We start from the raw sequence: 17,226 nt of genomic DNA on the forward strand, positions 1-17,226 counted from the left end.
ATTTAACTGATTATCTTAGAGAGCTAGTAATGTTAATGAGTTGGATTATGATGCTGAATCATATATATATAAAAGCATCTGAGTTTATTAAGGGTTTAAAGAGGAAGAAAGAAGAACACCTTAGTACAGAAATTCTCTTAGTGCTAGAAAAGGAAGAAGGTATATCTATTAGTGGGCTTCAGAATAAATTAAATGGAATAGATATATTTACTTTGATTAGTAAACTGAAAAGTCTAGAGAGAGAAGGATACATTAACTCAGAGATGATATATGAGAATAACCAACTCTTTATAAGAGGCGGCTCTCTTAAAAAGAGATATTTAATTAGTAGGAAGGGTTCACTATTTATTAAGACAGGGTTGAGGGCAGTATGAAGAAGTTTAATTGGGATTCATATCTATTATGGTTAGGAATGTTTACTTTGCTAGATGCAGTATTTAGATGGCCTAATGGAAAAGTAGAGGAGATAGTTGTTGGTATGTTGTTTAATTTAGTACTTGCATACATAGTGCAATTATTTAATAAGGGAGATTATTAATGGTTTGTGAAACATGCCCGGTATGTGAAGTAGTTATAGAAGATGACGCTGTAGTTAGATTCTCTTACGGGAAACCTGGAAATAAAGAAAGACTACTTCATAGAGTATGTAAATATTCTAGTAAACCAGGATGTATTAACTCTCTCTATAAATTAAATGAAAAGTATCCTCCTAGTGAAGAGGGATATTCTTCAGCTTTATCAGAGGAAGTATACAAACATTATCTAAAGATAATAGAAGACAAAGGTAGCCTAGCTAGCTAAAAATCTAATTAAGTTAACTAATAGACAAGGATAAGTAATTTATCCTTGTCTATTCTTTTGTAAGGAGGAGTAATAAATGACAAAGGATAGAGCAGGGGGTTATTCCCTAAGAAAACAAATGATGGAGATGGATAGCAAGGATCTATTAAATCTAATAATAGATATTGCTGAGGAGAAAGAGGGACTGTTAATAGAGTTAACAGAAGGTTTAGTAGAAGAAGTAGAAAGAGATAGAGAAAAGGAAATGGAGGCAGCTTAAGATGAGAAATTACAGATTTTATGAAAGACGTAATAAGTTAATAGGGATAGGTTTAGTTATTGTCTGTTTTGTAGGAGGATCAGCATACTTAAATAGTAGGGCTCCTGAGATAAGTGAGAGTGCTAGTAATAATGCAAAGAGATTAGTTTCTTCTATTAGTACAGAAGAGAATAAATGGTCAGTAGTATCTTGTTCTGGAAGAGATAGTGATGGTGATGACTATGTTCGCTGTACTATTAAAAGTAGTAACGGGGAGATAAAAGCATTAGAGTGCCCATATTATCCTTGGGGAAATCAAGAATGTGTTTTACCAAAGATAAATAATTACTAGATAGTTAGGCGGCATGTTTAGCCGCCTATGTTATTTAATTAGGAGATTAATAGATGAGAATGGCTAATTGGATAGCTCATATAGCTAATGGGTTATGGTACTTTTTCAAGTGGAGGTCTTATCTAGACCCAGCAGGACAAGCTAGCGAGCCTAAAGAAATTGATGAAACAAAAGAAGAATGGGAAGAATATATGATAGAAGACGATGAACATTATGCGTCTAAATTATATCCTTATTCAAAGGACTCTTATGAAGAGTATGTTCTTAGAACATACGAAGAAGATTTACAGTTAGGAAGTAATAAAGATGGACATCAAGAAGATTGCGATTGACCCTATGGATAGCTATAGAAGAGACTATAAAGCTATAGCTAATCTTCTATTAGATAGAGGCTATCTAGATACAATTATCTTTACTATTAAAAGAGATAATGAGGAACTAATAGAGGCTCTAAAGGAAGTAAAAGGAAGAGAAGAAAGCTATACACATTCAGCCTATATAAACGATAGTGAAATTAATTGTACTAGATGGTATTTCATTACTGAATACCTTAATAGTGTAGGTAAGATATTTGTAATCTCTTATAGACAACCACTTTCAGAAGATATTAAAGTAACAGATGAAATAAATGTAAGTCTTGTAAGAAATACTGAAGGGTTTGTAGGTAAGGCTATTGTATTATCTAAGATGGAATTTCAGGAAGAAGATAGATATATAGGACAGCTAATAGTAAAGATGCTTAATTAAGTAGATGGGCGGCTTAACTAACTGCTCATTTTATTTAGGAGATTAATAGATGAGTAATAATGAATCAAATAAGAGTGAGAATAATAAAGATATAGAACAGGAAGAAGATATAGATTGGATACTGAATCAGCCTATAGATATGAGGATTATTCCTATATCAAATACAGAAGGTAATGATGATTCTCCAAGAAGATCTATTAATCTAGATAGTTTAGAAAGGAATGTATCTATTGACACTCCCCTGCCTAAAGGCGAGGGGATTCTACATTCACAGACTCGCCGTTAGACAGCAGGCTTGCGCCAACTGCCCAAGAGGGCAAATCTCCTGTAGCGTAAGTTCCCGTGTGCCCCACGGTACTGAGTCCTAATCTCAAAATGTTGATTGCTGCGTTGATGTCCCTATCTTCGGTATATCCGCAATGAGGGCAGATATGAGTCCTGCTGGACAGAGATTTTTTCACCTTCAAGCCACAGTTAGAGCAATTTTGACTTGTGTTATGGGGCGGAACTGCAACAGTCACTTTCCCATATTTATGACCAAAATACTCTAACCAACTACGGAAAGTGTACCAACCAGCATCAGATATTGATTTAGCTAAATGTCGATTTCGTACCAGCCCTTTGACATTTAAATCTTCATAGGCTACCAAATCGTGAGATTGGATAACGGAGTACGCTAGTCTCTTGCAGTACTCTTTTCGTTGCCTACTTACTTTTAAATGTTTACGGGCATATCTATTTCTAGCCTTGTGGTAATTGATTGATTGTCGCTGCTTGGCTTTTTTCCTCTGTTGACTGAATTTCTTAGACTTCTTGCGGTTGGCTCGGTTTAGCTGTTTTTCCGATTTACGGTAGAACTGGGGTGAAGGTTCAACATTACCTTTGTTGTCAGCGATGAAGTACTTCAATCCCAGATCAATACCCACTATTTGATTAGTCGGTTGAGTTTCTATCCTGACATCAATATCAATTGCAAATTGGGCATAATACCCATCTGCACGACGCACTAAACGCACTCGTTTAATTTGCTTGATGCCGTAGTAATTGAGGTCGTAGGTTCCTTTTAGCTTCAGGGTTCCAATACCTTTTTTATCGGAGAAAGTTATCGCCTTTCTAGTTTCTGAAAGCTTCCACCCAGTTGATTTGTACTCAACCGAACGGCAGTTTTTCTTAAACTTTGGAAAACCCTTTTTACCCTTGACTTTTTTCTTGCAGTTATCGTAAAACCGAGCTATTGCGCTCCAAGAACGTTCAGCCGCAGATTGTCTAGCCATTGAGTTGAGTTCATCGGCAAAGGGAAACTCAGCAGCTAATACCGCGCAGTATTTATTAAGGTCGTACCTACCAACATCTTTGTTATCCATCCAATAGCGCAAGCATTTGTTTTGGATGAATTGTGATGTGCGGATAGCCTCATCTATTGCTTGATATTGCTTATCTTTCCCCTTGACTTTAAACTCGTAAACAATCATGGGTATCGACCAATTAACCACATCTTTATGTTACCATAAAACACATAAACATACCAAGGAAACAAAGGAATACTGAGGCGTAAACGCCTTAAATCGTTTTCATCCCTTGCCTAAAGGCTAAGGGTTTTCAACGGTTTCTTTTATAAAGGAAGATTTAAATGGTTAGCTATTCTTCTGGTAGGTTTAGTTACAGTGGGTACTGTAACTAAGATAAGAGAGACAGTAGAAGAGAGTGCTGACTTCTTTATTGGTACTAGTGACATCAATCAGATTAGATCAATAGCTAATAACTGTGTAAGAGAAGGCAACTGTGATAGAAAGATAAATCTTAGGATGTTGTCTACTTTATGTATCAAAGGAAAAGATAGGAGCTTTTCTATTCAAAAGGAATTCTGGGATTATAGTTTAAAGATAGCTCGTGAGAGATATCTAAGAGGTGACTTTGAGGAGGATGAGCTATATACAGGTAGAAGACAGAAAGAGTTTACAGAAAAGGAACTCAAGGAAAAGCGAAATAAGAAGTGGGATGATCTTAAGAAAGCGTTGAAAGAGAGTAAGAAAACTGAGAACAGATTAAAGGACAATTGGGATTTATGTAGCGCTTTAATAAATTATGTAACAGGCAAAGTTAATAAGCCTACAGAGAAAAAGGTTGAAGAAAAGAAAGAGGATGAGAAATGAAATATATCCATGTATATCTAATAGTACTAACTATAGTAGCTATATGGAAAGTAAAAGATGAGTCAGATAAAAGAAAGGCAAAGTTTAAAAGAGCTTACTTAGTAAAGGTTGAATCAGAAGAAGAATGTACAGTAGATGATTGGATATATGATGAGGCAAAAAGAAAAGCAGAAGAGAAGTTTATAAAGAATAATGAACAAGAGAAGAAGGAAACTATAGAGAAGTATGGAGAAGAAATATGGTATGAAACAGTAGGATACAAAGAAACAGACTATCAAATTATAAAGAAGGATAGCTTTAGGGTATTTCCTTTAGAGATAGAAAATTATCTTAATGATGAAGATGAGATTATCCTAGATTTAGGAGAGACAGAAGAAGGAGATGAAATTTAGTTATATATTTCTAGTAGTGATAACAGTAGGAATGAATTGGAAGGTAAAAACTAGTGAAGGCTCTTCATTTAGAGCAAGGATATCCTAGAGGAAGGGAGATAACAAATGATCAAAGCCAATAGATTCATAAGTCATATCAAATCATCCTATTGATTACTACATCTAATCTATTATCCCTGTAGAAAAGTTGTAAGTAATCGATAGGAGTTTAATAATGTCTTGTAGACGTAGAAATGATGGATGGTCTTGTCATTCTGGTGAATGGATGAAGATGGATATTATATATCTACCTAATGGAAAAGCTATTAAGGTAAGAAGATATCTATTACATTTCGTAGCTGTCTTAATATTAATAGGTGGCTTTAGTGCTATTTCTAACGCTGTATCTAAGACAGGCAGCAATATTCTAGAAGCGCATCCAGACCTACAAGAAAGTTGTAGTTTTGTAAAGAATATCTAAACAAGATAGGCGGCATAACTAGCCGCCTAATCTATTATCATAGATGAGTATTTAGATAGTAAGGTTTATATAAGCAATCTTATAGAAGTTTTTATAGGAAAGAAATGAAGATACTAGTGCATATATTTTGATGAATTAGATTACTATAGTGATTTAATGACTAATTACTATTACTACTATGGATCGTCTAACTGACAATTATGTTCCAGGCAATGGAGATCTGGGGCATAGTAAAATCCTATATGGATTGCCGCCTATTCTTAAGAGTGACCCAGCATGTGAGATACAAGGGTCTATTGAAAGAGTACGTAATTCAATAGAGAAATTATTAAGCACTAGTGAATTACTACAACCAGAATTAAATTACTTATTAGGATATCTAAACAGAAATATATTCTCTCTAGCTTCTTTCTGTTATATGAAAGGGGATAGTAGTAGACATCTAATGAGTACTGACATTATCTATTTCATGGATAAAGAGATAGAAAAATTAAAGAAAGAGTTAGGAAGTGTACCTGACTTTATTTATCAGACTCATGTGACATTAGCATATCTAGATGCTATTAGAATTGAGGTTAGGGCGTTAGAAAGAGATTATGTAGCTTGGTGGTATAGTAGTAAGATTAGTAGATTTCTAATGGAGAGAGAAGATTTAATTAAAGGAGTAAGAATATATGCTGCTATATTAAATAGATTAAGTGCTTATCTATTTGAAGCAACTAGAAAAGAAGCAGCTATTATGAGAGATAAAGGTATTCCTCTAGTAGAAAAGTATTGGCAGGCTTCTATGGAAGAATGGAATCCACCAGTAGAAGAAGATAGTAAAGTAGTTAGTATTAGTAAGTTAGTCTCGCCGCCAGAATTATTGATTGCTTAATTTAATTATTATATTTAATTACCTAATAACCTAGTCTGTTTCTAGACTAGGTTTTAATTGTCAACCCTATTATTATTGTTAATTCTATGTCTAAATTAGATCAGTACTTGGATCTATTACAGCCTCAGTATCTTAGTAGAGAATTCATTAAGAGTTATGAGAATAAGAAGCCACCCTTTGGTCAATTAGGTGCAGTTATATATATCAGAACTTATAGTAGGTTTATTGAAGAGTTACGTAGAAGAGAGAGATGGATTGAGACCATCAGTAGAGTAATAGAATATTCTCTAAGCTTAGATACAGTAACACCTTTTGAAGAGAAGCAAGAAGAGGCTAAAGAACTATTCGAGATGATGTTCTATCTTAAGGGATTACCTTCAGGTAGATCTTTATGGACTGCTGGCTCTGCACAAAGTAGAAGAGATTCTAGTTCTAATTGGAACTGTACCTTTAGGGTAATGGATTCTCTATCATCTTTTAGTGAAATTTATTATTGGTTATTAATTGGGGCGGGCACTGGATTTTCAGTAGAAGAGAAATACATTACTAAACTACCTAAGTTCTATAACAATAAGCAAATAGACCATGAGGAATATAATTGTCTATATCCTTATGTGAAGTCAGATGATTTATCTATTATTAGTGCTGATAAAGAAATAAGACTAGGTAAAGAATATCTCTATCTAAACGACGAAGAGTTTAGAGATAAGTTATCTGGTTTAGGTAGTGTAGTTCATATAGATATTGGAGATTCTAAAGAAGCGTGGTGTTTAACTCTTAGAACTCTACTAACTATATTTACTATTGAGTCTATTAGAAGGATTACATTTAACTATGATTTAATTAGACCAGAAGGTACTAGAATTAGAACCTTTGGTGGTAGAAGTAGTGGGCCTCGTGCTTTAAAAGAACTTATAGATAATATATTAAAGATATTTAACAGGTTTACTGAAGGTAGTGAGTTACTAGAGTTTGTTCTAGATTCAGTAGGTGTATTAGATATATTGAATGCAGTAGGGTTAAATGTTAAGAGTGGAGGTACTAGAAGAACAGCAGAGATAGGTCTAGGTAGTAGATTAGATAAAGCTTTTATTACTGCTAAAGAGAATCTATGGTCTGATCCTAAGAAAGAAGAATGGAAAGTTATTAGGACTATGTCTAATAATTCTATTCTTTATTATGAGAATCCAGGAGTAGAAGAGATTAGAAGAAACCTAGACTATACCCAGAATGGAGATCCTGGTGTTTGGATTATAGGTAATAGTTTAAAGCTGGCTGAGAGTCCTGTAGCTGGAACAAATCCATGTGCGGAAGCAGCACTAGATGATAAACAGTCTTGTAACTTGACAACTCAAGTTGTAGTGAATCATGTGTATCATGATTGGCTAATAGATAGTTATCAGTATGACTACGAAGCTAGCGAGAGAACTATAGAGTTAATTACTCGTATTGGTTGTAGACAAACTCTAGCTAATCAATGGCATCCTGAATGGGATAAGACTCAGAAAAGAGATAGATTATTAGGTGTATCCATGACTGGGATTATGGATGCGGCTGATATATTAGGTTGGGGTCTTAAGGAGCTTGAGGAATTCTTCAAGTGGGCTAAGAAAGTATCTATTGAAGAAGCTAATAGATATCACGATTATCTAGGTATTAATAGAAGTACTAGAGTAACATTACTTAAACCAGAAGGAACCTTATCTCTATTACCTACAGTAAGTAGTGGTATTCATAGAGCATATGCACCTTATTTCTATAGAAGAGTTAGATTTAGTAAGACTGACCCATTAACTAAAGTACTCCTAGATGTAGGAATGGTACCAGTTCCAGAGAATGGACAGGGTGATGATCTCTATGCAGAAGAATGTAATACTTGGATATTTACATTCCCTATGAAGACTAATGCTTCTATTAGAGCTATTGATGAAAGTGCGATCGCACAATTAGAGAGATATAAAGTAGCTCAGAAGTATTATGCTGATCGGGGACATAACATTTCTATTACAGTAACCATTGAACCTAGAGAATATGATGAAGTAGCTCAATGGTTATATGATAATTGGGATGATGTAATTGGTATAGCTTTCCTCAGTAGATTTGATCCTAGAGAAGGGGGTCAAGCAGCTTATCCTAACATGCCTAATGAACCTTGTACTGAAGAAGAATATTTAGAGCTTAAGAGTAAGACACCAGAGTTAGATGAGTTAGAGTTGTTAGATTTACTTACCAAGTATGAGACTGATTATGAAGACTACGAGTTAGATAGTGATTGTCTACAAGGATGTCCAGTTAAATAAGTAGAATAAGGCGGCCTAACTAGCCGCCTTACTTATTAAAAGAGGTATTTAAATGAGAGGTTTAAGAAATCTATTTCTATTAGCTAGCTATCTTAATCCAGTAAGATATATATTCTTCTTTTGGAATCATCCTACTAAAGATAAAGAAGGAGAAAGAAGCGAGCTATTTGATTATCCTGATGAATGTATTGATGCTGCTCAGGAGTGGTTAGATAAAGGCAAATATAATAGAGTATCTAAGATGTATGAATATAGAGAATATGATAATAAAGATGATATATGTCATCAAGAATATATTCATATGTCTTATGAAGAATGGAAAGAAATCTATGAAGAGGAAGAAAAATAATGAATAAAGATTACCCAGAACAAGTTCCTTTAAGTATAGGTAAGTCGCCTTCAGTAGAGAAATATAAACAGCTATTGCATAGGAAGTTACAAGACCCTTTACTTCCTCCAGAAGAAAAGAATAGATTAATTTCCTCTTTATCTGAAATAGAAAAGAGGAAGTCATTATTATATCGTTTGATAGATAGTATCTTTTATAGAAGAAAGATAGGCGGCAAAGAAGGTAAAGGGAGAATAAATGAGGGGGAGTTTAGTTACTATAGCTTCTCTTACTCTAATAGAAATAAAGAGATAACAGTTATATACTATAAACCTCTTATCTTAGAGTTAAGGTTAGGTATGGAAGTAAAACTAGACTTAACTAACTCTAAAGGAAAAGCTATAAGTTTGATATGTAAAGTGATATCAACTGATAGAGCAGAAGAGAATGAAAAGATAGGTAAGTTTAGAGTAAAGATAGTTGAGGCAGTTAGTTAAGCCGCTTAATCTATTAAATAGAAGAAATAGCATGAACTATATAGAGAAACTTAAATTAGCAGAGAAATCTCTAGAGGAAGATAAGAAAAGATATGACCAAGAAATGGAAGAGTTTCACGCTAAGTTAAATAGTGATCCTGAGTTTGCTCAGAAGGTTAAGACTTGGAGTGACAGTAATGAAAGTAGTGACTATCCTTCTTTTAGAAGAAATCCCTTCCTTCCTAGAGAAATCATAAATATAGACAAAGAAAGATTATTAGCTAGGACAGAAGAACTATGTAATAAATACTCTGTAGGTTTAGAAGTATCAGAAAGTAATTTAATAGCTACTTTAAGTTTTCCTAATAATTTAATTATTTACTATGCACTAACCACAAATAAATGGAGAGTTAAAGGAGATAAAAAATGGGTAAAGAGTAAAAATTTACATAGTATATTACTTAAATATAAAAGTAACTTGATTTAGGCGGCCTAACTAGCCGCCCTTCTAATTCTAAATACAAATAAACTATGCTGCAAATAGAAACAATAGACGAATTAGTAGACAGCATTAATAAACTATCATCTCATATATCTATTCAACAAGAGAAAGATGAATGGGTATGGAAAGTCTATGATGATGAGAAGTTTATTAAAGCTAGGAGTGAGGACTATGCTTTAGATACATTAGAGACTAAGGCGGCGGCACTACTAGATTTAGTATTCTATCTAGAGAGTCAATTAGATACTAGATCTGGTACTAAAGTAAATGATTGTATTATTTAGGTAATAGCAGATTATGTCAGAACTAAAGACTTACGAGATTAATATTTGCTATGAAGATACTAATGGGAGATTAGTATTAACTCCCTATAAGGAATTCCTAGCCGCTAATTCAGAAGAAGCTTTATCACATGCTCATAACTATTTCTACAACAAATATAGTTATGTTGATAAAGAGAGGATTATGTTCTCTAAAGCAATAGAGATAAAGAGTACTAGCCAATCAAGTAAATACAATATTAATTTAGGTAGTGTTAGTAATATTAGAATTGGTGATGATTTTAATTTTATGTAAGGAGTAGATAAATGTTGGAATTAATAGCCGCGTGTTTAATAGGAATATACTTTGGTATATTAATGAGCGGTAAAAGTTCTTCTAGAAGAATTAATGCAATTCCCAATGAGAAAAGAACTGCTCTAAAGAATGGCTTACCTATTACTATCAAGTCAGAGATAAGTGAGACTGGTTATTACCGAGTCTATGATGAGATGAATGATGAAGAAATCTACGTTAAGAGAGAGGATATTGCTGAATGAACCAAGAGTATTTAGACCTAATTAAATCAGTAGGGATTGAAGATACCTTTCTCCTAATAGAAACATTTACTACTGATAACAATACTGTTCTAAGAGATCTATATATAGATGCAATTAAGTCTATTAGAGATCCTCAGTATAAAGTATTTAGTTATCCTTCTGCTAAAAGAGAGATGATGATTAGTGTACTTAAACAAAGTGGTACTTTAGAGAACACTATCAAGCTAATAGATATTCTACGTAGTGATAAGAAAGATGAGTTGGTAGATATTTATAGAGAATTAACTAAAGCCGATGAAGAAGAGAAGTTTGAGTTACTGGTAGATGGTATTCCTATAGTTCCTATATCTAAATGGGACTATAGAGATAGTAAGGTGTATGTATCTCTATTAGAAGAAACAATGTTTCCTGCTAAGTTATTTATGAATAGCAAAGAGAAATATCATCTAACTCTAATAGAGAATGGAATGGTGCGGCATCAATTGAAAGGTACTAAACCTAGATTAGAAGAGAAAAATTCATTCTTAGTAATGGAAGTGTAGATGGAAGAACTTATATTCCCTGTAATAAATTCTCAAGAGATAAGAAAAAGAATAAATAAGTTGGGCTTTGTTCTAACTGAAGGTATATCTGTAAGAAAGATATATTATTCTTTAGAAAATAAGAAGATAGTACTAGCTAATTACTATGGTCATCATACTTATATCCTTCTTTCTTATGATGAGAATTTAGATAAGAGAAAAGAAGTTATATATCTAGAAAGTTTTGAGGATGGAAAGAAGTTTTTAGAAGCGTTAGGGTGTGAGAGTAGGGGAGAAGTAGTAATAGAGAATAGAGATATATACGAGCATCCAAGCTACATTAACATAGAGAATTTATATCTAGATAATGTAAAAGATGCGGGCTGGTTTCTAGTTATCTATGGAAACTTGTACTCAAATAAATTAGAAGACTATTTTCATTTAGATTTAGTAAAGGATTTATTAGTATCTAATGGTGATAGCGCGTTAACTTCTTACAAACAATTCATGAAAAGAGATGGAAGAGAATAATAATGTACTAGTAGAAGTATATGATCTACAAGGTAATCGAATAGGTCTATTAGAAGTATCTAGATTACCTTGTGTAGGAGAGATAGTTAGTATTGAAGAATGTAGTTACTTAACTCCTTCAGATTTAATAAGTGCTTATGGATGCTTACCTACTATTAAATATGTGTTTCATAAATTAAGAGAAACTCATCACGGTAATATTGTTGGCAAGATAGTAGTAGAGGATTGCCATATAAAAGATTCAGTTCTGATTGCCTTAGATGAAGATTAAGAACCTGATGCATTAAGCAAACCCAGAGTAAGACCAACCAGACTAGCTCCTATTGCTCTTCTTAAGGGGACATTATCTCCTACAGAATCCACAATAATAATACCCACAACCCAGATAACAAGAATAAAAAATAAAGTCAGCCAAAGAGGCAGCTTCTCTCCAGAAGGTGAAGACATAGCAATCAATAAGAAACTACTTGATTCTTTGATAACCTAAATCGAGTGCTAATGATAACAGTGTAAATACTTAGGCGGCTAGTTAAGCCGCCTATTTTATTTAGGGGGAATATAAACATGGTAAAGAAATCACAGATAACATTTGAACTAGAGAATACAGAAGTAGGAGATTTAAGAAGCCATATTAGTAAAATGGGTTTCTCAGGTAGATTTGTTAGAGACAATAGAGAATATTATTATCTACCTACTTATACAGATAGTATAGATACTCGACTGATTATTAGAGAGGACAATAATCAAGGTAGGTTAATACAACAATCTCTACCAGAGAATTATGAGTTTGAAGAGAATAGTATCTCTATTGATCATGTAGCTACAGCTAGAAAGATATTTGAGAATATAGGTTGGCGACTAGATGTAGAAGTAATTAAGTTTACTGAAGTATATCAATCTGATTTCTATCTAGGATGTGAGATAGGTATAGTGTGTCTATTAAGTAGTGCATGGTTTCTAGAGATTAAAGCGCCTTATATAGAAACAGCTTGGAATATAGCTGAGAAATTGAATATGCAGGATAGGAAATTAATAGACAAGACTTATAAGATGTATGCAGAAGAATCTAAGAAAGTAAGAGAGGTAGTATAGTGGAAAATTTAATTAGATTTCTAATAGATGAAGGTGTAATATCAGAAGTCAATCAATTAAAAGCAGAAGCCGCCCTACATAGATATGTAATTACACATGGCTTCTGTTGCTATTGGACAGGTAATGATGTATTGACTAGGGCTAATAGCATGGGTGTAAGTTTAACTAAAGAGGAAGCAGCTAAGATTATTCTAGATATAGGTGAAGATCATGATGGGTATAAGCCTATTACTTGGGAGACTATTGAGGTGGCTATTAATAATTATCTAAAAGGAATTTCTTTTCTTCCTCCTAATGAAACTGAGTACTAATTTCTTTAATGGGTACTATATTAGTTAGATAAAACTATGAGAAATAATATGGCACCTATAGAATTATCTCTAGAGCAACAGTTTAGTATTCGTTCCTTTGCTACTCAAGTAGAAGGAATGTCACATGAACAAGCTAAGGATTTCTTAGTGGACTTATATAGACAAATGATAGTTAGAGAAGCCACCTATCAAGAGCTATTAAAACATCAATGGGGGCTGGATAATCCTCCTACCCTTAAGGATCAATTAGGATAAATTAGTTGACAAATATCAACTAATACCCTACTGTGATTTATATAAGGTACTGCTCCCTCTTCTGTCGAAGAATGAGATAGAAGCCATAGATAGTTACTTCGGTTAAATCAAGGTTCAACTCCTTAAACTCTCATTGAGAGTATGTACTATCTAGTCCACCGTCCTTATATAAATAAGCATTTAAATATAGATGGGTGCTGCTAATTAAGAGTTACTTCTTTTAGGGTAAAGACACAGTAAGACTCTAATGCTCACTGCCCCATTTTTAATCTTCTCAATATGGAATGGAATAAGGAGATAGATTTACTCTTTGATAAATGGATAGAGATATCAATAGAGAAAGGTGAATGGTTTTACTTTTCAATAAAAGAAATCTATGATGTAGATCCTAAGTATCAAGGAGTATTAGGTAAAACTGATTCAAGACCTGTATTTGAATTAGGATTTAGATTACCTTTTAAGATCTAAATAAATTAGAGGTGCTGCTCTAGATAGTTACTTCAGTAAAATCGTTCGGTTGTTAGTTCAAGTCTAACTATTACCCAAGGGTAATATAGCTCAATGGTAGAGCAAATGAAAAGATAAAACTATCTAACCCACTGCCCTCTTAGGAAATGGGTACTGCTAGTTAAGGTTACTTCTATTAAAGCCAACAAACAGAGACAATACCTTAACGCTTACCGTCCCATTTAATCCAGTCTTAGTTCATCGGTAGAATAGGCCTTTTGGGAAGGTCGGGTAACTGGTTCAATTCCAGTAGACTGGATTTAACTAACTAGTACTAAAGTGATGTAATCATGTAGATTACTTCTCTTTAGCTTATAAGGGTTAGTTAGAATAGAAGTGCTGATAAGTAGAGATACATCAATAAATTAGATGTCCGTAGGTTCAAATCCTACTATTATTAGGTAACTAGTAATATGGCTGAGTGGCTAAAAGCATCTATTCTTAAAGAGTAGAGACATCACATACCATTTCTCTACTGACTACTGCCTTCTAGATATGAAAGGTACTGAATAGATAGAGATACTTCTACCGCAAATGGAAACATGGTAAACAAACCCTCTCTATCATCTACTGTCCTTTTAGTAGGTGCTGACTAATCTAGTTACTTCATACAGCTAACATAATATGTACCATACTAGATTACATACTGCCCTAATATATCTCCTCTAGTATTTACTAGGGGAGATTAATACTTTATATAGTAATAGTTAAAGGTGACTTATGAGTAGATTTAATAAGAAAGCTAAGAGTAAAGCCACGACTTCTGTAGTAGATAAACAGACTAGATTAGCTGGTGGACATGGTGCGCCTGCTGCTATTCAAGATAGTGAAGCCCTCTTAAGAAGAGCTGTATTAACATGTGTATTATGGGATTTAGCCTATGAGTCAGCAGAAGATAATACAAATAACATTAAAGATCTCATTCCTAAAGTTGCACCTCAGAAGGTATTTGATATTGCTGTAGAAGCTAGAGAAAAACAAGGGCTTAGACATGTACCCCTTCTGATAGCTAGAGAAATGGCTAGATTAAATACTCATAAGCATCTAGTAGGTAAACTATTACCTAGAATTATTACTAGAGCTGACATGATTCTAGATTTCCTAGCTCTTTATTGGGCTGATAATTATTCTCCTAAAGAAGTTCTATGGGATAAAGATGTCTTATGGAGGAAGGATGTAATAAATAGAAAGACCCAACAAGTAATTCATAAGAAAGGTGATATTAGATATAAGAAAGGTGAAGTTAGATATAAGAAGGGTCAGTCTATTAGAAAAACTATCTCTAAACAGGTAGCTATAGGATTAAAAGCGTGTCTTAAGAATCCTAAGTTTAATGAATACTCTTTCGGTAAGTATGATAGTAGTAGAGGCGCTATTAAATTTAGAGATGTAATGCATCTTGTAAGACCTAAAGCAGAACAAGGTAGACAGGAGTTACATAATAAGATTCTTAGTAGAACTTTAGCTATTCCTGATACATGGGAGACTCAACTATCAGCAGGTAAAGATAAGAAAGAAACCTTTACTAGGTTAATAGAAGAGAATAAGTTAGGGGCTATGGCATTCCTTAGAAACTTAAGGAATATGGTACAGAGTGGGGTAGATTACTCAGTTATTAGGAAAGGATTCGAGACTATTAAGTCTAGTATGCTACTGCCTATTGACTTTGTACGAGCCTATAAAGTATGTCCTCAATTCTCTAGAGAGATAGAAGACATGATGTATAGATGTTATAAAGATATAGCTAAGTTAAAAGGACATTCTATCTTCATAGTAGATGTATCTGGTTCTATGTCTTACGCTAAGATCTCTGATAAAAGTGATATGAGGAGACTAGATGTAGCTGCTACTATGGCTATGTTTGCAGTAGAAAGATGTGAGAAAGTAGATATCTATGTAACTGCTGGTAATGATGGTAATAGAAAGCATAAGACTAGAAAGATAGTTCTAGATACTAAGGTAGAAGATGGTATCCAGGCTATTAGTATGAGAGGCTTTTGTCTATTAGAAACTATAGTTTCTAGTATAGATATGATGGGAGGTGGCGGCATCTTTACTAAACAGTGTCTAGACTATATTAGAAAGAAAGAACAATCTACTCCAGATAGAATCATGGTCTTCTGTGATAGTCAGGATGTGGACTATAGATATGACAAGAATATTCTTCCTGAACCATTCGGTAAGAATAATTACATAGTAGATGTAGAGAGTCATAAGAATGGGATTAACTATGAAGGGGTGTGGACTGCTGAGATAAATGGATGGAGTCCTAAGTTCATAGATTATATTGCTGCTTATGAAGGATTAACTCTACAAGAGATAGGATAGATTAGTTAGACGTTCGTTAATAAGACTGGAGGTGTATAGCTTCCAGTCTTTTTTATTAAACAGGAAATTCTTGTAATAAAGCTAGACTATGACTAATAAATATGTATTTCTATCAGAGATTAAAGACCTAATAGAAGTAGGTGATTACGTTTGTAAACAAGGAAGCGGCACCTTTAGAAAAGTAATAGAGAAGCAAAGTGATGCAATAAGAGTAAAGGATTATGATGAAGACTATGTAGCCTATGGATGGAATAGTATTCATTATTTCTTATGGATAAAAGGTAGGTACATAGAAGATAATATTGAACTACCTAGAAATATAACCCTTGTATATAATGCAAACGTTATTCCTGTAGCTGAAATGAATATTCAAGAACAAATGAATATGCACTTTAGTAGAAATAGATTTCAAAGATATCTGACAGGTAATCTATCAGCTATATATTACTTTAAGAAAATGATTCTTGAAGGAGTTATTCCATATGAAAGAGCTGAGTTAGAGATAACAGGCAGCTTTGGATTCCTAGTTAAATGGATAGCCAAGAATAAGATTAGTTTCAGTAAGTGTCTTGCTTATGATTCTCATAACGGTATCTTAGCTAAGAATCCTCTACTGAATCAAATACTAATAGAAGGTATGTATGTTGAATAGGAGATATGAAATATGAATGGAGATAAGTTATTTTACTTGAAAGAGCTAAAGTCTTATATTCAAGAAGGAGACTACTTAAGTAAGGCTGATAGCGGCATCTTTAGAAAAGTAATAGGTAAGTATGATAGTCAAATTAAACTGAAGTGTGGCGACCACGGTAATATAACCTATAGTTGGAATATTACTGATGTTCAATTCCATTGGGTAGTTAAGAGAGCAATGGAATGTTCTCTTAAGATTCCTGATGTATGGACACTTATTTATGACAGTGCAGTACTACCAATAAAAGAGGTTAATGTTAAGTCTACATTACTAGACCACTTCAGTACTTCTCCACAAGTTAAATATAGAACAGGTAATCTATCAGCTATCGAATACTTTAAAGAGATGGTAAGTGATGGGTTAGTTCCTTATGAAAGAGCGCAATTAGAAATAGTTAGTAGTCCTACTATAGTAGTTAGATGGAAAGCTAAGAATACTATTTCGTTTAATAAAGATATTGCTTATAACAATGGTAAAGGTGTATTAGCTAAGGATAATCTATTGAACCTAATACTAAATCATGGAACAGTTTGGATGGCTTAA

Annotated in this window: 29 protein-coding genes and 1 tRNA gene; 28 read left to right on the forward strand and 2 right to left on the reverse strand. The window is 33.6% G+C overall.

Features of this window, described 5'->3' with window-relative positions; genetic code table 11:
• Nucleotides 1-29: 29 nt before the first annotated feature.
• The 7 genes from AACW45_RS11635 (at nt 30) to AACW45_RS11665 (ending at nt 2,424) form a co-directional block, all read left to right on the forward strand.
• Nucleotides 30-374 (forward strand): hypothetical protein, encoded by a 345-nt coding sequence (locus tag AACW45_RS11635; RefSeq protein WP_190627863.1) that lies wholly within the window; start codon nt 30-32, stop codon nt 372-374.
• Between the two features lie 163 nt (nt 375-537).
• A complete protein-coding gene (locus AACW45_RS11640; protein ID WP_190627865.1) occupies nt 538-801 on the forward strand; it encodes a hypothetical protein in 264 nt (87 codons plus the stop codon).
• A gap of 76 nt (nt 802-877) precedes the next feature.
• Nucleotides 878-1,060 (forward strand): hypothetical protein, encoded by a 183-nt coding sequence (locus AACW45_RS11645; RefSeq protein ID WP_190627867.1) that lies wholly within the window; start codon nt 878-880, stop codon nt 1,058-1,060.
• A 1-nt stretch (nt 1,061) separates the two neighbouring features.
• The gene (locus tag AACW45_RS11650; RefSeq protein ID WP_190627869.1) at nt 1,062-1,391 is read left to right on the forward strand and encodes a hypothetical protein; all 330 of its coding nucleotides are present in this window, start codon (nt 1,062-1,064) and stop codon (nt 1,389-1,391) included.
• Between the two features lie 53 nt (nt 1,392-1,444).
• A complete protein-coding gene (locus AACW45_RS11655) occupies nt 1,445-1,723 on the forward strand; it encodes a hypothetical protein (RefSeq protein WP_206758471.1) in 279 nt (92 codons plus the stop codon).
• The gene (locus AACW45_RS11660) at nt 1,698-2,138 is read left to right on the forward strand and encodes a hypothetical protein (RefSeq protein ID WP_190627874.1); all 441 of its coding nucleotides are present in this window, start codon (nt 1,698-1,700) and stop codon (nt 2,136-2,138) included. The genes AACW45_RS11655 and AACW45_RS11660 overlap by 26 nt, the downstream gene beginning before the upstream one ends.
• A gap of 49 nt (nt 2,139-2,187) precedes the next feature.
• Complete coding sequence (locus AACW45_RS11665; RefSeq protein ID WP_190627875.1) at nt 2,188-2,424, forward strand: hypothetical protein; 237 nt, start codon at nt 2,188-2,190, stop codon at nt 2,422-2,424.
• On the opposite strand, the gene AACW45_RS11670 is transcribed toward AACW45_RS11665, so the two are convergent.
• Nucleotides 2,384-3,610: an RNA-guided endonuclease InsQ/TnpB family protein gene (locus tag AACW45_RS11670; protein ID WP_190627876.1), complete on the reverse strand. Its 1,227-nt coding sequence runs from the start codon at nt 3,608-3,610 to the stop codon at nt 2,384-2,386. The two genes, AACW45_RS11665 and AACW45_RS11670, sit on opposite strands and share 41 nt — an antisense overlap.
• A 192-nt stretch (nt 3,611-3,802) precedes the next feature.
• Here AACW45_RS11670 and AACW45_RS11675 point away from each other — a divergent pair, with 192 nt between their 5' ends.
• The 13 genes from AACW45_RS11675 to AACW45_RS11735 all read left to right on the forward strand — a co-directional run bounded on the left by AACW45_RS11675 (nt 3,803) and on the right by AACW45_RS11735 (nt 11,767).
• Nucleotides 3,803-4,291, forward strand: a complete 489-nt coding sequence (locus tag AACW45_RS11675) for a hypothetical protein (protein ID WP_190627877.1) — start codon at nt 3,803-3,805, stop codon at nt 4,289-4,291.
• Entirely contained in the window at nt 4,288-4,683 is a 396-nt protein-coding gene (locus AACW45_RS11680) for a hypothetical protein (RefSeq protein ID WP_190627878.1), read from the forward strand. Before AACW45_RS11675 ends, AACW45_RS11680 begins: the two co-directional genes overlap by 4 nt.
• 638 nt (nt 4,684-5,321) lie before the next feature.
• Nucleotides 5,322-6,020, forward strand: coding sequence for a hypothetical protein (locus tag AACW45_RS11685; protein ID WP_190627880.1), 699 nt, complete (start codon nt 5,322-5,324; stop codon nt 6,018-6,020).
• Between the two features lie 86 nt (nt 6,021-6,106).
• The gene (locus tag AACW45_RS11690) at nt 6,107-8,320 is read left to right on the forward strand and encodes a hypothetical protein (protein ID WP_190627882.1); all 2,214 of its coding nucleotides are present in this window, start codon (nt 6,107-6,109) and stop codon (nt 8,318-8,320) included.
• Between the two features lie 52 nt (nt 8,321-8,372).
• Complete coding sequence (locus AACW45_RS11695) at nt 8,373-8,669, forward strand: hypothetical protein (protein WP_190627884.1); 297 nt, start codon at nt 8,373-8,375, stop codon at nt 8,667-8,669.
• Nucleotides 8,669-9,145 carry a hypothetical protein gene (locus AACW45_RS11700; protein WP_190627886.1) on the forward strand — a complete coding sequence of 159 codons (477 nt, stop codon included), beginning with the start codon at nt 8,669-8,671 and terminating at the stop codon, nt 9,143-9,145. The genes AACW45_RS11695 and AACW45_RS11700 overlap by 1 nt, the downstream gene beginning before the upstream one ends.
• Before the next feature lie 31 nt (nt 9,146-9,176).
• The gene (locus AACW45_RS11705) at nt 9,177-9,611 is read left to right on the forward strand and encodes a hypothetical protein (RefSeq protein ID WP_190627888.1); all 435 of its coding nucleotides are present in this window, start codon (nt 9,177-9,179) and stop codon (nt 9,609-9,611) included.
• Nucleotides 9,612-9,655: 44 nt separating this feature from the next.
• Nucleotides 9,656-9,910, forward strand: coding sequence for a hypothetical protein (locus tag AACW45_RS11710; protein ID WP_190627890.1), 255 nt, complete (start codon nt 9,656-9,658; stop codon nt 9,908-9,910).
• Between the two features lie 13 nt (nt 9,911-9,923).
• Nucleotides 9,924-10,202: a hypothetical protein gene (locus tag AACW45_RS11715; RefSeq protein ID WP_190627892.1), complete on the forward strand. Its 279-nt coding sequence runs from the start codon at nt 9,924-9,926 to the stop codon at nt 10,200-10,202.
• Nucleotides 10,203-10,213: 11 nt separating this feature from the next.
• The gene (locus tag AACW45_RS11720; RefSeq protein WP_190627894.1) at nt 10,214-10,444 is read left to right on the forward strand and encodes a hypothetical protein; all 231 of its coding nucleotides are present in this window, start codon (nt 10,214-10,216) and stop codon (nt 10,442-10,444) included.
• Entirely contained in the window at nt 10,441-10,986 is a 546-nt protein-coding gene (locus tag AACW45_RS11725; protein WP_190627896.1) for a hypothetical protein, read from the forward strand. The genes AACW45_RS11720 and AACW45_RS11725 overlap by 4 nt, the downstream gene beginning before the upstream one ends.
• Nucleotides 10,987-11,496 (forward strand): hypothetical protein, encoded by a 510-nt coding sequence (locus AACW45_RS11730; RefSeq protein ID WP_190627898.1) that lies wholly within the window; start codon nt 10,987-10,989, stop codon nt 11,494-11,496.
• Nucleotides 11,483-11,767: a hypothetical protein gene (locus AACW45_RS11735; protein WP_190627900.1), complete on the forward strand. Its 285-nt coding sequence runs from the start codon at nt 11,483-11,485 to the stop codon at nt 11,765-11,767. The genes AACW45_RS11730 and AACW45_RS11735 overlap by 14 nt, the downstream gene beginning before the upstream one ends.
• Here the strand turns inward: AACW45_RS11735 and AACW45_RS11740 are convergent.
• A complete protein-coding gene (locus AACW45_RS11740) occupies nt 11,764-11,943 on the reverse strand; it encodes a hypothetical protein (protein ID WP_190627902.1) in 180 nt (59 codons plus the stop codon). The two genes, AACW45_RS11735 and AACW45_RS11740, sit on opposite strands and share 4 nt — an antisense overlap.
• A 117-nt stretch (nt 11,944-12,060) precedes the next feature.
• Here AACW45_RS11740 and AACW45_RS11745 point away from each other — a divergent pair, with 117 nt between their 5' ends.
• The 8 genes from AACW45_RS11745 (at nt 12,061) to AACW45_RS11780 (ending at nt 17,226) form a co-directional block, all read left to right on the forward strand.
• On the forward strand, nt 12,061-12,588 hold the full coding sequence (locus AACW45_RS11745; protein WP_190627904.1) for a hypothetical protein: 528 nt from the start codon (nt 12,061-12,063) through the stop codon (nt 12,586-12,588).
• On the forward strand, nt 12,588-12,899 hold the full coding sequence (locus AACW45_RS11750; protein ID WP_190627906.1) for a hypothetical protein: 312 nt from the start codon (nt 12,588-12,590) through the stop codon (nt 12,897-12,899). Before AACW45_RS11745 ends, AACW45_RS11750 begins: the two co-directional genes overlap by 1 nt.
• Before the next feature lie 36 nt (nt 12,900-12,935).
• A complete protein-coding gene (locus AACW45_RS11755; protein WP_242045521.1) occupies nt 12,936-13,154 on the forward strand; it encodes an NblA/ycf18 family protein in 219 nt (72 codons plus the stop codon).
• Between the two features lie 279 nt (nt 13,155-13,433).
• Entirely contained in the window at nt 13,434-13,622 is a 189-nt protein-coding gene (locus tag AACW45_RS11760) for a hypothetical protein (protein ID WP_190627908.1), read from the forward strand.
• Nucleotides 13,623-13,848: 226 nt separating this feature from the next.
• Nucleotides 13,849-13,920, forward strand: a tRNA-Pro gene (locus tag AACW45_RS11765).
• 461 nt (nt 13,921-14,381) lie between these two features.
• The gene (locus tag AACW45_RS11770; RefSeq protein ID WP_190627910.1) at nt 14,382-15,989 is read left to right on the forward strand and encodes a TROVE domain-containing protein; all 1,608 of its coding nucleotides are present in this window, start codon (nt 14,382-14,384) and stop codon (nt 15,987-15,989) included.
• A gap of 88 nt (nt 15,990-16,077) precedes the next feature.
• Nucleotides 16,078-16,641 carry a hypothetical protein gene (locus AACW45_RS11775; protein WP_190627913.1) on the forward strand — a complete coding sequence of 188 codons (564 nt, stop codon included), beginning with the start codon at nt 16,078-16,080 and terminating at the stop codon, nt 16,639-16,641.
• Nucleotides 16,642-16,653: 12 nt separating this feature from the next.
• Complete coding sequence (locus AACW45_RS11780) at nt 16,654-17,226, forward strand: hypothetical protein (RefSeq protein ID WP_190627915.1); 573 nt, start codon at nt 16,654-16,656, stop codon at nt 17,224-17,226.

It is taken from the genome of Calothrix sp. FACHB-168 (genome assembly GCF_963889195.1).
Classification (GTDB): domain Bacteria; phylum Cyanobacteriota; class Cyanobacteriia; order Cyanobacteriales; family Nostocaceae; genus Aulosira; species Aulosira anomala_A.